The sequence below is a fragment of the Patescibacteria group bacterium genome (genome assembly GCA_028707065.1).
Classification (GTDB): domain Bacteria; phylum Patescibacteriota; class Patescibacteriia; order Patescibacteriales; family WJLG01; genus JAQTUZ01.
On record JAQTUZ010000002.1, the window covers coordinates 96,891 to 110,725 of the forward strand.

At 41.1% G+C, this 13,835-nt stretch carries 13 protein-coding genes and 1 tRNA gene; 9 read left to right on the plus strand and 5 right to left on the minus strand.

The window, feature by feature from the left end:
* Positions 1 to 15 precede the first annotated feature (15 nt).
* The 5 genes from PHE24_01385 (at position 16) to PHE24_01405 (ending at position 5,279) form a co-directional block, all read left to right on the plus strand.
* A tRNA-Trp gene (locus PHE24_01385) sits at positions 16 to 86 on the plus strand.
* 114 nt (positions 87 to 200) lie between these two features.
* Positions 201 to 1,430 carry a DNA double-strand break repair nuclease NurA gene (locus tag PHE24_01390; GenBank protein ID MDD4901766.1) on the plus strand — a complete coding sequence of 410 codons (1,230 nt, stop codon included), beginning with the start codon at positions 201 to 203 and terminating at the stop codon, positions 1,428 to 1,430.
* Positions 1,431 to 1,447: 17 nt separating this feature from the next.
* Positions 1,448 to 3,109: an ATP-binding protein gene (locus PHE24_01395; GenBank protein MDD4901767.1), complete on the plus strand. Its 1,662-nt coding sequence runs from the start codon at positions 1,448 to 1,450 to the stop codon at positions 3,107 to 3,109.
* Between the two features lie 5 nt (positions 3,110 to 3,114).
* Positions 3,115 to 4,326, plus strand: a complete 1,212-nt coding sequence (locus PHE24_01400) for a DUF4338 domain-containing protein (GenBank protein MDD4901768.1) — start codon at positions 3,115 to 3,117, stop codon at positions 4,324 to 4,326.
* 44 nt (positions 4,327 to 4,370) lie between these two features.
* A complete protein-coding gene (locus PHE24_01405) occupies positions 4,371 to 5,279 on the plus strand; it encodes a restriction endonuclease (protein MDD4901769.1) in 909 nt (302 codons plus the stop codon).
* 378 nt (positions 5,280 to 5,657) lie between these two features.
* On the opposite strand, the gene PHE24_01410 is transcribed toward PHE24_01405, so the two are convergent.
* The 3 genes from PHE24_01410 to PHE24_01420 all read right to left on the minus strand — a co-directional run bounded on the left by PHE24_01410 (position 5,658) and on the right by PHE24_01420 (position 7,592).
* A complete protein-coding gene (locus tag PHE24_01410; GenBank protein ID MDD4901770.1) occupies positions 5,658 to 6,707 on the minus strand; it encodes a reverse transcriptase domain-containing protein in 1,050 nt (349 codons plus the stop codon).
* 16 nt (positions 6,708 to 6,723) lie between these two features.
* Positions 6,724 to 6,879, minus strand: a complete 156-nt coding sequence (locus PHE24_01415; protein MDD4901771.1) for a hypothetical protein — start codon at positions 6,877 to 6,879, stop codon at positions 6,724 to 6,726.
* A gap of 233 nt (positions 6,880 to 7,112) precedes the next feature.
* The gene (locus tag PHE24_01420) at positions 7,113 to 7,592 is read right to left on the minus strand and encodes a hypothetical protein (protein MDD4901772.1); all 480 of its coding nucleotides are present in this window, start codon (positions 7,590 to 7,592) and stop codon (positions 7,113 to 7,115) included.
* A gap of 197 nt (positions 7,593 to 7,789) precedes the next feature.
* On the opposite strand from PHE24_01420, the gene PHE24_01425 reads away from it, so the two are divergent.
* Entirely contained in the window at positions 7,790 to 8,629 is an 840-nt protein-coding gene (locus PHE24_01425; GenBank protein MDD4901773.1) for a hypothetical protein, read from the plus strand.
* 46 nt (positions 8,630 to 8,675) lie between these two features.
* Here the strand turns inward: PHE24_01425 and PHE24_01430 are convergent, their stop codons facing one another.
* The gene (locus tag PHE24_01430; protein ID MDD4901774.1) at positions 8,676 to 9,389 is read right to left on the minus strand and encodes a ComF family protein; all 714 of its coding nucleotides are present in this window, start codon (positions 9,387 to 9,389) and stop codon (positions 8,676 to 8,678) included.
* Positions 9,390 to 9,496: 107 nt separating this feature from the next.
* On the minus strand, positions 9,497 to 10,735 hold the full coding sequence (locus PHE24_01435; GenBank protein MDD4901775.1) for a hypothetical protein: 1,239 nt from the start codon (positions 10,733 to 10,735) through the stop codon (positions 9,497 to 9,499).
* Positions 10,736 to 10,985: 250 nt separating this feature from the next.
* Here PHE24_01435 and pilM point away from each other — a divergent pair, with 250 nt between their 5' ends.
* The 3 genes from pilM to PHE24_01450 all read left to right on the plus strand — a co-directional run bounded on the left by pilM (position 10,986) and on the right by PHE24_01450 (position 13,806).
* Positions 10,986 to 12,029: a type IV pilus assembly protein PilM gene (gene pilM / locus PHE24_01440; protein MDD4901776.1), complete on the plus strand. Its 1,044-nt coding sequence runs from the start codon at positions 10,986 to 10,988 to the stop codon at positions 12,027 to 12,029.
* A 142-nt stretch (positions 12,030 to 12,171) separates the two neighbouring features.
* Complete coding sequence (locus PHE24_01445) at positions 12,172 to 13,080, plus strand: hypothetical protein (protein ID MDD4901777.1); 909 nt, start codon at positions 12,172 to 12,174, stop codon at positions 13,078 to 13,080.
* 78 nt (positions 13,081 to 13,158) lie between these two features.
* A complete protein-coding gene (locus PHE24_01450) occupies positions 13,159 to 13,806 on the plus strand; it encodes a hypothetical protein (protein ID MDD4901778.1) in 648 nt (215 codons plus the stop codon).
* Positions 13,807 to 13,835 lie beyond the last annotated feature (29 nt).

A 13,835-nucleotide genomic window follows, 5' to 3' on the forward strand; every position in this document is an offset into this window, starting at 1 on the left:
TTTGTAATTGATTTTGCGGGGTTCGTATAGTGGTAGTACAGGGGTCTCCAAAACCTCTAGCGTGGGTCCGATTCCTACACCCCGTGCGTATATAAAATCATGTAAAGCGACCCGAAGGCCGATTATTTTCGGGTTCCAGACCCAGACAGGTAAAAGTTTTTTGGATAGAAAATTTTAATTTTAAGATTAGATTTTTTTATATGGCCTATAAGGACGTGTCTGACGACGCAATAAATTCAATAGCAAAATTTATTAATCAAAAGAGTAACAAGAATTACTCTATTCCTGTCGTTGGAGACGAGAACAATCCAGAGGTTCCACATATTTTTGAAATAATTCCGTTTAATGAAATCGATAAAACTTCAAGTAAATTTTATGCAATAGACGGAAGTTATAATTCTCAAGAATTCTATAACGGTATGTGTATTGCGGTGTACGCCGCTGGGTATGTTTGCTATAAAGATGGAAAGCAGGTTTGTTTGAATGGGTTAGACGATCCAGTGATATTGGGAAAATCCTACTTTCCTGAAAGAGTTTTGGTTATAAATGATGAGGATAAGGAACTGATATATGATGAGTTGTTTTCTCTGGATCCGGTCAAGAAGTTAATTGCTTTTTTTGGGGATCCTGTTAGGGATATTTTTGCGTATGACAAAAAGGCTGTTTGTACCACAACATCAGCATTACTATCTTTTTGCCAGAGCGTTCTTGAATTGGCACTCATATATGAAATTGCAAATCTTAAAACCACAGAAGTTGGCGACTTTATTTTACGAGATGGCACTTTAAGACCGATAGATGTTAAGCAAAAGTATTCTGTCATGTTGGGAGAATATTTAAAGAAAAAAGGAATTATTATTGTTGCCATAACAAAAAATTCTGGAATTAAGATGGAGCTCTCATATACTTTCAAACAAATTGATACATATCTTCAAGATAAATTAAAGCCGACATACTCATTTAAAAACCAAGATTCTAAATGTCAAAAACTTTGTTGTTGGTTTGAAGTTCCCACGACAGTTCTTTCCAGCGCATATGGTCAAATGTATATAAAAAAGGAGCTTACGGGCGGAAGAGGTTTTGGTTTGTTTTTTGTAGCTAGACTGGATTACGTTGAAAAATTACAGAATTACGATTGGCTCGTTGTCGACGTTAATATCTTTGATGCAATTCCTGGAATCAAAACATTTGATATTAAACGAGACATTTTATTTTTAGAGAGTCTTTTTAAAGAGCTTACTCGTCTTACCCAAGAACATTATATTCTTGGGTATCCTTATCCTTTAGTAGAGGTGCACAATTTTATCACTCTTAAAAAGACATTTAAAGATGAAATAATAAAGAGGGTAAAGTTTGCGTTATACGGCAATCAGCAAATGGATAATGTTGATATTGAAAATATATTTTTAGATATACACGATCGTTTTTAATAATTTAATATAAAAATATGATAAGTAAGGAAAATTTCGGAGTTTTGTATGGGCAAAAAACCACAGAAGATGCTCTGCTTATTTACTCATCTTATGCTGATTCTAAAGCAAGTCCTCAAACTGGTGATTTTATTGTTTTGGCGCCGAAGGATGAGAGCGGGATAAAGTTTCTCTCAAGAGTTGATGCAGAAATTTACGACGAGGATCCGATTTTTAAATCTCAGGATAAGACGCTTATCGCGGTTCACTATGCCCGAATTGCAGAGCGTGAGCTTTCCGAAAGAGATAAGCAAAAAATTTTTAGCTATACGTATAAAGTTAAAATTTTGGGTACGTTCACTAACAATGGAGGCGGTATAGATTTTACAACCGCCGTAAGAAAGCTCCCCACGGTTTCGTATCATGCCCGACATCTTTTACCGGAAGAAATTAAATATATTTTAAATAAGGATAATCAACAGGAAGGTAGCCAACCATCAGCTTTAGGATATCTTTGTATCGGTGATTCCGAACAAAAGGAAAAGGGTGAAATATTTTTCGATATCAATAAACTTTGTAAAAAAAGAACAATGGTCTTTGCTCAATCTGGTTTCGGTAAGACAAACTTGGTTAAAACCTTGATTTATCATGCTATAGGTGATACTGGCTACGGGAAGCTTGTCTTCGATTTAAACGGAGAATATGCTTTAAAAAGTCAAAAGACAAATGGTCTCGGCGATATTAATGAGCAGAAAATAAAAGACAATCTAGTTGTGTATACTGATAAGTCAATTCCAGTAGAGTACAATGGTCGTTTTATTGCTGGTGGAAAAGTCGCCTTAAACATGTATAAGAATTTATCCGTAGGTGATGTGCTAAATTTTACTACTGGTTTTTCTGATGTAATGAAATCTTTTCTTATTTATTTGAACGATGGTGCTGGAAATTTTATGGAAAAGATTGAAGATTATGCCAGTACTCCACAAAATTTATATAAAGATTTCCCTGATTTTTGGGGTCAAGAGAAGTCGGATAAAAAAACAGGAGAATTTAAAGATGATGCTAAAGCACGTCCTACAATAATGGGCATTAGAAAAAGAATTGGTTTTCTTTTGGATGAGAAGGGTGGCTTGCATTCTAATTCGTCAACTTTAGTGGAGGATGTTTGTAAATATTTACGAGAAGGAAAAACTGTTGTATTGGATCTTTCAATGAAAGATGACACCGAATCAAGTATTATTTCTACAATTATTGTGCGTAAAATATTCGAGATTAATAAAGCTAGTTTTACAACGGAAGAGGATATCGGCGAGCCAATTCCTTGCGTTATATTTGTTGAAGAGGCGCAAAATGTTTTATCGGAAGAATTCGTGAAATCAAATGCTAATCCTTTTGTGCGTATTGCAAAAGAAGGAAGAAAATTTGGAATCGGATTAGTCGGCATTACTCAGAGGCCATCGGCAATTTCTGAAGAAATAAGAACTCAGGCTGATAATTTTTTTGCATTTCACATGGGGAATAGTGATGATATACGTGCGCTAGTCAAATCTAATTCTAATTATGATGGTGTCATTGCTAAATTTATTCAAAGCGAAACAATCCCCGGTAATTTGTACATGGTTTCTTCTACACAGGCGTTTGTTCTGCCCATCCGAGTATATGAATTTGAGAAAATGATAAAAACAAAACTATACAAATAGATAAAATGTTACAACTTGATGTAAAAAAGAAAATAAATTTAGATACTCTTTTTGAAGACTTAGCCCAAAAAGACAATCTTGTTCTTGAGGAAAAAGTTAAACTCTTGATTTTGAGGGATCTTTTACGTTTAAATTGGAAAATAGATTTTGATAAAAACAAGATTGTTATTGCCCCTCCTGAGAATTATGATAAGGAGACTGTTCGTCTTGCCATGTCTCACAAACGTAAAGAGTCAATTGGTGATAATGCCGAATGGATAAGAAACAATATTGAATTTGCTAGAAATAATCTTGCGGATGGGAAAGATGTTTTAAGGTCAAAGATAAAACCAATAATTGAGGTATGTGAATCTCCTAGACAACACGATTTATTTAGACTGTATCGGTATTATTGGTCATCTGCTCATAGTGAATATGTTGGCAGAAGGATAAAATTAATTATAAGAGACGGTGGTTTGCCCAATAAGCCAGTTATAGGAATAGCTGCTTTAGGTAGTCCAATTATTCATATTCCTGATCGTGATAATTGGATAGGTTGGGATAAAAATTTAAGAACAAAAAATCTTATTTATGCAATGGATGCATATGTTATAGGTGCGCTGCCTCCTTATAATTATTTATTAGGCGGCAAACTCGTTTCTTATGTTTTAGCGTCCAACGAGGTTAGAAAGATATATAAAGATAAGTATAAAAATAAAATTACTTTAATTGACAAAAAGAAAGCGAGTGATTTGGTATGTATTTTTACTACCAGCTTGTATGGTAAGAGTGCTCAGTATAATCGGGTAAAATATAAAAGTAAATTACTCTATATGCCGATAGGGGAGACGAGGGGTTTTGGAACTCTACATTTATCTAGCGAAACTTTAGATGCAATGTTGGAATTATTGTTTTCAAAAGGAATTTTTGTAACAAATAAATTTGGTGATGGTCCAAGTTGGAGCATGAGAGTTATTAGGACGGTGGGGGACATGCTTAATTTCGATTCTGATTTTCTTCTTAGGCATTCTTTTAAGAGAGGAATTTATGTTGTTCGGCTCGCGAGTAATTTTCGTAATTTTTTAAATGGTAAAGACAAAAAACCAAAATATTATAACTATTCGCTTAAAAATTTAGTTTCTTTTTGGAAAAAACGTTGGTTTAAAAATAGAAAGCAGAATATTGATGTTATTCAAAAGGTTGAAGCTTTTAATAAATCCGATTTTAATATTCTTTAAAACTGTAGGTTAAATGACAAGATAATCAAGGACAAGCTAAATATATGGATATATCACAGGCAAAGGGTTATCTCTTTGAGTATGTAGTCCAAAATTTATTAAAAAAATCTGGTTACGTGAAAGTGAGGATGGCAAATATAAGAGGCAGGGGTGGCGATCATCAAATAGACGCCTATGGCTTATTATCAATTCCAACGCCTTTTATTTATCCAATAAGATTGATATGTGAAGCTAAAAATTACGGAGATAAAATTGGATTAGGAAAAATCAGGGATTTTGTTGGAGTAATGAAGGATATTTCGGAAAAATATACTACTCGAAAAAATGGCAAATATGAAAGATTTTCTGACTCCGGTTGCTATTTTTCAACAAAGGGTTTCACGATGGACGCTCAAAAATATGCATGGGCTCAAAATATTTTTTTGGTCTCTCATAATGGTATTGATAGATCTAATGAGATAGTAAAAGTTATTGATGAATTTTTATCTAGCAATCAGTTTGATGGTTTGAACAAGGGAGGGTTGATAGAAAGGTTTAAAGTATTTTTTGAAAGAAGATTTGACGATTTAGCAATTTCTTTCACGGTCGGTATTGTAAATGGTAAATATCCAACAGTAATTGTTGGCAATAAGGGGTTGGTCGATAAAATAAAGCAATTTTTGCCGTCTGATTCCGATTCTTTTGGGGCGACAAAAACATCGCGAGAGTGGAATGAAACTGATACATATTTTAATGTTTTTATAAATGAATTAGGGGAGGAAATAAAGGTTTCAGTCCCTAATTTCATAGCTAAACATATTGTAAATAAGATAGATAGGTCAAGGCCTGGTAATAAGATATTTTATATAGACGTGCCAGTGCTATCTAAAATAAGGCGTTTTGTTACTATTGATGTTTCATTGGGTGAATTTGAAACTGCGGATTATTTGGATAAATTGAGAAGGGATTCATAGTGGCCCAGGGCCATATAGTGTCCCATTTGTCCCATTTAGTCTGCCCCATATGCCGTATAAAATATCATTGAATAATGCCGAAACTACTTGTATAATGTAATATAGACCCGTACGTGGTGCTGAAAATAAAAATGCTGGCTTGCGCCAGTATTTTTATTTTCAGTATCGAGGAGAATGGAATCGGACTGGCCGTGAGCGAACGCGGAATTCCCTCTATCCCCGTGAATTAGATAATATCGCCTCATTAGCGATATTTTTTGATAGAAAAATTAAGCCTTTGTTATCAATAGCCGGCTTTATATAAAAAAACCGCCCGAATGGTTTTGGCCATTGGGCGGAGTAAAATTGCGTTTACTTTCGATTTGTACATTCCAAATTTCAAGTTCCGATCATTGCCAGAAGTTTTTCATAAGGCCGTCGAATTTGCTGCGGTAGGCCCATTTTTTTGTAAACCGGTTTCATTGAAGCCACCAGACCTAAAGCCCGGGGCCTTAACTCCGGTTTGGATATTGCCAAATGCAATAAGGCTCTGGCCAGTCTCCGCTTTTTCTTCGGACAGGTAATGCCGCCCTGGGTAATGAAACTGGTCAATCTCAGGCCGGTAAGCATAACTTGGCCGTGCTTCTTGTGCTGATAGGAAGTTTTTTGGGGATTGACCCGAAAACCCGATTGCTCCACGACCGTCACCAATTCCTTCCTTATTCCTTCAGGGATCGGCAGGGCCGAAGAAACCGCGATATTGTCGACATAGCAGGAAATCTTAAAATCTTCAGATTTGCCGAGTCGCGAAAGAAAAGTGGTCAGCCAGCTTCCATAAAGGGCGAGGGCGAAAAGCAGCGGAGCGGTTGGAGTCCCTTGAGGAACGATTCCGTCAGTCGTGGTCAGCTGTAAAATTAACTTGACCAAGCCGCGAAAGTCAGCCTCAAATTCAGACCAGTCGCTCCCCGCCAAAATCATTTTTCCCACCGAAGTGTTGTTCAAAAAGATATCTGACGTGTCCATCGCGTACGATGTAAATGCCGTCTCCAGCCAAAACGCCCGGTCGATAATCCGGCGCAGGAGATGTTCCCGCAAAGCCTTTAGATCTACGGACGGAAAAGCATTCTGCAGATCAAGCTGGTAAAACCAATAAGATGCGCTATGCTTTCGGGCGTGATCAATGTAGGAGCCGCTTCCTTTTCTTAAGCCGAAAATAAAATTATTATAATGCCGCGCCAGAGGGAAACAAAGACGGCTTAAGCACCGCTGTCTCAATATTCTTTGCAAGAGATGAAGCGGCGAGGCGGGAAGATAAACTTTTCTCGGAGTATTGTTTTTTCTCGGCAGCTCTTTGATCGTGTAATTTCCCACGCAAGCCAGAGCCTCTTCGATTAACGATCGGTCGGTTTGAATGATTTCGGATAAAAAAACGATCGGATCAATATTCATGTTGTCCTCCTCTATATTATTTTATTGTAAAGATCAAAAAAAGGGGGCAGCAGAAGGAGTTTTCCCCTTCTGCCGCAGCTTCCATGCTGAAGAAGTTGTCCTTGAAACTACCAGCTGCCAGATACTGACAGCCGCCGCCAGGTATGCCAGCAGAGAGGTCCGCCAGCTGCATATACTATGAATAGTACATGATACCTATTCGCAGTATTCAAGCTACGTGCCCCACTCGATATTATGGCAAAAAAATCTTTTTGTAAAGAGTCGCTTCTCTTTGGTCTTGCCGCAGTTTTGCCTTGGATTGCGGCAAAATGCGATTGTCGGCCGTCGCAGTCCGCGCTGATCCTGCGACGGAACCAAGCCAACAAAAAAACATCCGCCCGAGCGGATGTTTTTTTGAATGGATATTTAATCGGCGGAAATTTTGGAAGCGATGAGGAGCGCCAGTTTTTCCGTTTTCTGTTTATCCGGCGCGATGATGACGACGTAACTCTTTCCTTTATCGAAATAAATTACGGTTCGGCCGTCCGGCATCGTGCCTTCCTTGCCCACGCCGTTGGTAATGGGAAAAACTTTATCAGTGGCGGTATAAGAAAAAGATAATGAGGTACGGATATAATTGACCCGTTCATCGCTCACTAAAATCAAATTGGGCGCTTCCGAATCTGTCGCTTCGGCTTTTTCGGCCACGCTAAAGTAATAGGCTCCGGAATAGCGGCCGTTGGCGGCAGGCACTGCCTTGGCATCGGTAAAGCCGGCAATGGTTAGATCGGCGGCGTTGACCAAGGCGTTTTGGTCGGCGGCGGTTTGTGCTTTTGAATTGGCGATCCCGATGGAGGCGATGAGCAATAGCGCGAAAACGGCGCAAATAAATAATTTTTTGTTCATATTTTTCTTATCTTATTAGTTCCTTGTTTTGATTATAGCATAAATAATTTTTTATTCCACCTCAAATTAATTTAGTTACTTTTTATCCGCAGAGAATATGAATATCGTAGCTATTTACAAAATTATATTTTTATGTTATGGTACTTGGTTCTTTTGTCCTTTACAGCAACATAAAAATTCAACCAAGAGGTGAAAAGATGAAAATATTCACGATTATCGCATTATCATTGCTTTTTAGCTGTTCGACTTATCTGGTTCCGGATCGTAAGATCAAATTAAGTTCCGGGCTGGAATTTAGCGAGAGTTTTATCTACGAGGGCACGACGTATTCTCTCGATAAACGATACCAAAAAGCATTGAAACCGATCGCTTTATTTCCCGAGGCGAATATTCTTCTCTCGGGAGTTGACAGGCTGGTGGATGACCTTGACCATCATCAGAGCGAGGAGATGACCAAAAACTTTTATCTGAAAGTCAGAAATAGAGAAAAGTATGAGCAGGCAATATTCGAGTTGGCGGACAAATACGGCAAGGGCCGAAAATTGAACGAATTGAATGCCCGCGAAGCTCTGGTTTTGATTGCTCAAATCGTCAGGGGCCAGCTTGCGGATACCGGCGCGGTCGACAGTCTGATCGGAAAAGAAATCAATGAGCTGTTCCGGGTGCTGGAAACTAGGAAGAATTTTCACGTGAGCATTTTTGAGGTGATGAGTTTTGATGAGTATTTTTTGGCGGGATATAAAAATGCGGGCTATCGCTGCGGGATGGTTTCATGGAATGCGATTTACATTTTTGATCTATTGCAGGCTTATATTCCCGCGCTGGCCGATGTCCGCATTTACGAATGCGGCACTCGCGGACCAGCCCATAGCTTCAATCTTCTTCTTAGCCGCCAGGGCGATCGCGTCGGCGTTTATTTGATCGATTTTCAGAAAGAAAAATTCTGGGAATCTAAACTCGAGATGATGCCATTACCCTGGGAAATGGTAAATCAGCTTGATATGTCGGATATCGGCATATCTCGCCTGGGCAGATAGGGGTTCTTCGGAACCTCTTTTTTTTGTACGAATTGCTAAGCGAAGTTTATCCTTTGGCGATGACCAGTCCCCAAACTTTGCCGGCGCCGGCGGATTTTAAGATCCCGGCGGCTTCATTGAGAGTCGAGCCGGTAGTGGCCACATCGTCAACTAAAAGAATTTTTTTTCCGGATAGATTTTCGCCGCTCGGCGCAAAACAGCCCGTGATATTTTGTCTTCTGGCCGCCCCGTCCAATTTGGCTTGGGGCATTTTATGTTTGACGCGGATCAGAGTGTCTTGACAGGCAAGACTGGCGCGTTTGGCAAAATGGTTAGCGATTATTTCCGCCTGGTTGAAGCCGCGCCAATTGTATCTTTTCCGATGCAAGGGGATCGGGGTGACGATAAATTTCCGCAAATTGATATTTTTTAATTTTTCTTCGGCCGCCAATTTTTCCAGATAGCGGCCGGCGATCGCGGCCAGCACCTCGCCCAATTCGCGGGCAAAAGAATATTTTAATTTTTTTATCAGTTCGTTGACGACGCGGTCGGAGTAATCGGCGCAAACAAAAACGCCGTCCAAATTATAATTGGCGGCGCAAGCCGGACAAGTCGATCCGAAGGAATTATCTTTACCGCAGAAAAAGCAAGCGGTATTTCTTCCCAACGGCAGTTTTAGCAAGCAATCCGGGCAAAGCCAGACGTCCTCCTTGCCGCAGCCGGCGCATTCGACAGGAAAAAGTAAATTTAACAATTTTGATTTTATTGTTTTGTCATCCATGGCGGGCTGATCGCGAAAGAGACTTGATATTTGAAATTAGAAATTGGAAATTAGGCGTAAAAAATATATATTCCAAATTTCAAATTTCAAATTTCTAATTTCTCTATCTACTTCAATAAAATTTTATGCACCAATTTCGTGTTGCTGTCCTGGAAAAACAAGCTGCTGCCGTCATTGGTGACCACGAGATTGGACATATTATAATTGCCGTCCGGGACAGCGACCAATTTTTTTTCTCCGGTGGCAATATTGATCTGATAAAGATTGTCGCTGGTATTTTGCGCCAATTCCGGAAAAAGGCCGGCGCCCGTATCCAGGCTTTGCGGTACGCCGCAATACATCGTCGTGTTATTGGCAAAAGTGCATTTGCTTGCCCAGGTAGCAACGCCCAGATTCCGCCGATTGGCGCCGATCGAATCGCCCTGCGCGTCAACCGCCCACAATTCCGGCTTTAAATTATTGGCCGAGGAATAAACGCTATAGGCCAGCTGATCGCCTTGCGTTGACCATTTCGGCTGGAAACCGCGGCCCTCGATCACCGTTGATTTGAAATTTTCGCCGTTTTGTCCGAGAAAAAATACTTCCTGGCGGTCCAGATCGATCCCCTGGGTGTACATGGCGATGGTTTGATTGTTGGGCGACCAGGAATCATAAACCGTATCGGCGTTGGCTCCGATCTGCTCGATCGGCCGCCTGCCCGTGCCGTCATCATTGGCCACGGCCAAATAATTATTTTCCGTGTCGATGTTCGAGCTCTTCAAGACGATCTGGGAACCGTTGGCGGAAAAATCAAATTCATTCCAAGTGCTGGGCAAAGTAACTTGTTTTTTAGTGTCGAAATTATAAAGAATTTTGGAATTATCCGGATATTCGATGATCGCTTTGTTTTTTTGCGGCGCCCAGACGACATTACTGACATTATAAAATATCTGATCGGAAAGCAGCGTCACTTTGCCGTTATTGTCAACGCGATAAAATTTTCCATCATTTTGATTATAATATTGAACGCCCGAACCGTTTCCGGAAAGCGTCGGGTTGATCGTTGCGGCGGTATTGATCGCCGGAGCCGAGGTAAGGCCGCCGGCAGCTTTAGCCGTCGCGACCGGTTTGGCCGGGGCGATAGGAATGCCGCCCGGGCCGGTAGTCGCGGTCGGCGTGACCGGGCCGCCAGCGCCGGAGATGGGGAGTTTTCCGGTGGAAGTAGCGGTAACCGGCGGTTGGGGCGCGGGGGAGGGCAGGGAAGGCTTGATAAAAATAAAATAAAGCAAATACCCCAAAGCCGCCACCAGGACCAGAAAGCCGATGATGATGAAAACTCGTTGATATTTGGTGAAAAAATTCATCATAGATATTAAGCGTTAGAACATTGGAACGTCGGGGCATCGGAGCCTGTTTCAGTTATGGCGTTTTCCCCAAGCCCGGATTACCAAGATTCTTTTTTTGTGTTATAATTTTAAGAGGACTATGCTATAATATATTATAAGGCAAATCAGCGGTTAAATCAATTGCCGGTTGTTTCAAGGTGTGTGTAAAAAATTGCCAGGGTCGGCTGGTTTCGCAGGAACGCGATATTTCGCGTTCTGACAAAATTAATTTATGGCTTTATTTTCATCAAACAGCGCTTACATCGGAGTAGATATCGGGGCTTCGGCCATCAAAATGGTGGAGTTGGAAAAAAAACAAGGCCGAATCGAATTGGTTTCTTACGGTTATAGCGAAAATATCAAGGAGATCGCCGGCGACGGCTGGACGAAGAACACCGAGTACGTCGTGAAAGTTATCGATAAAGTTTATAAAAAAATGGAAGCTACCACCAATCTGGCGGTGGCGACTTTGCCGGCTTTTTCAGTTTTTTCTTCGATCATCACTTTGCGCAATGTGGACAAGAAGGGGCTGGCCGCGGCCGTGGAATGGGAGGCGAAAAAATTCATTCCTTTGCCGCTTGAGGAAATGATTTTGGATTGGAAGGTGATCAGCAGCGCCAAGGACAAAGAAAAAAACAATACCATGGTCCTTTTGACCGGTTCGCCGAAAAATTTGGTTAAACGGTACGTGAATATTTTCCGCAAGACTCTGGTCAATCTGACCAATTTGGAGCCGGAAACTTTCGCTTTGATCAGGGCGCTGGTCGGCTCGGATAAATCAACCCTGATGCTGGCCGAGATCGGCGCCGCCAACACTGACATTTTTATCGTTAAAGAAGGGATCCCCGTTTTATCGCGCAGTTTGGACATCGGAGGGAAAACGATCAGCAAGGCGATCGCTTCTTCGCTCTCCATCAGTTTGGAAAGAGCGGAACAATTCAAACGCGATCTGGGAATCGCCGGCAATCAAGCCGGCGGCGACGTGATCCCGAAAACGATCGGCAATGCTATCGTGCCGATGATCGAGGAAATCAAATATTTATTGAATTTGTACCAGAATAAAAACGCCGATAAAGTGGAAAAAATCATTTTAGCCGGCGGTTCGGCATTACTGCCCAATTTCTCCTCTTATTTGTCGGAGAAACTTAACATCAATGTTTTTGCCGGCGATCCCTGGGCGAGAATTTCCTATCAGCCGGAATTAAAACCGATTTTGGCCGAGATCGGACCTTCTTTCGCGGTGGCCATCGGAGCGGCGCTGAGAGAACTGTCGTAAAACATGATGCGAATACTACGAATTATTCGCGAATACCGCAAATTATTTATCGAATTATTTAATAATAATTCGATAGACCTGTTCGTAGTATTCGCGTAAAATTTGTTGTATTCGCATCATAAAATGAAGTATTTATAGATCTATGACCCTATTCTCTTTTTTACAAAAACCAAAAAAAGTTGAAGAGACCGGCGATGATTCGGGCAAGAAGATCGAGTTCGCGCAAAAGTTGCCCGCGGGTGAAGTCGAAGGCAAGGAAGCCTCAAAAGGCGGCAGTTTTAATTTTCTTAAAGGTTTGGATGAAAGGGAAGCGGGCGAGAAAGCCCCGGTAACGATCGCGCGCGAGCCAGAGGCGCCGTCTCCGGAAAATTCGGAGGAAGAAGAATCGGCCCCGGAAAAAAAGCCAAAGCAAGCCGGCCGGCTGGCTAAGTTTTTAAAATTCGATTTCGGCTCCCGAGGCGATAAAAATCCTTCTCGAATATTGGAAGTTAATTTGGTCAAAGGCGAGATTGTCAAATTTTTTGATTGGCAGAGAGGGATTTTGGTGCTCTTAGTCGCCATTTTTATCGCCATGGCGGTTTTGAGCGGCATCTATTGGGGGATTTCTTGGTGGGGAGCAAGCAATCAAAATGGCGTAAATAGCGATTATTTAGAGCAATATTATAAAGTCAGCAAGCAAATAAACGAGCTTAATCCGCAAGTTGATCAAGTCCTCGCTTTCAAAGCCAAGCTTGATCAAGTTAATTTCTTGCTGGAGCGGCATATTTATTGGACTAATTTTTTCACTTTTCTGGAAGACAATACTTTATCCAATGTTTATTTTTCCGGATTCGAAGGCACGGTCAACGGCAGTTATTCTTTGGCGGCGGCAACCGACAATCTTGACGCGATTGACGCGCAGATAAAAAAGCTGCTGGTTAATCCCGATATCGTGAAAGCCCAAGTCGATTCCGGAACAGTTTCCGGAGAAAAGGGCAAACCGGCCGTTTTCTTTTCTTTGTCGTTCGTCCTTGATCCAAAAATATTTTTATATTCAGAAAAAAATAAATAACCTTAACACCTTGAAAAGGGGAGTCTTGATCCCGCCGCGGCGGGACTAGCAGGGGTTTCCCCTTTAATCTGAATTTTTATGGCGCAAAAGAGTCCCGAAGAGATTGAAGGCAATATTGAAGAAAAAAAAATCCGCACCAAGCAATTCAATAAATTTTTCAGTGATTATTTCAATTGGATTGTCGGCGGCGTGGTGGTGGCGATTTTTATTATTGGTTTTTTTGTCTTATTGCTTCCTAAATACGGACAAACTGTCGATTATCTAAATATCTCCAATCAGCAGGAGATCTTGGATGCTTCGGCCAAGCGGGACGAGTTGAGCAAGATCCAGCAATTGCTGACCGCCTACAATAAAATCGATAAACAATATATCGATAAAGTCAACGCCATCGCTCCGGTAATCAAAAACAAGGAAGAGCTGTTTTCGGAATTGAATTATTTGGTTTCGGTGAATCAGCTTTTTTTGCAATCGATCAGTTTGAGCTCGACTGCCACTTACCAGGATCAAAACATCGTGCCGATCGCTCCGCAGGAGAAAGCGATCAGCGGCAGCCTGGAAACGGTGAACATTGTTTTAAGCGTCAAAGGAACGACTTATGAATCGTTCAAAAATCTTCTGTCCGATCTGGAGAATAATTTGCGGCTGATGGATGTTTTGAGCATTAAATTCAGCCCCAGCGGCCAGACGACCAGTTTGATCATCAATGCTTACTATTCGAAAAATTAATCATTTCGGCCGGGGAGCCTTGATCCCGC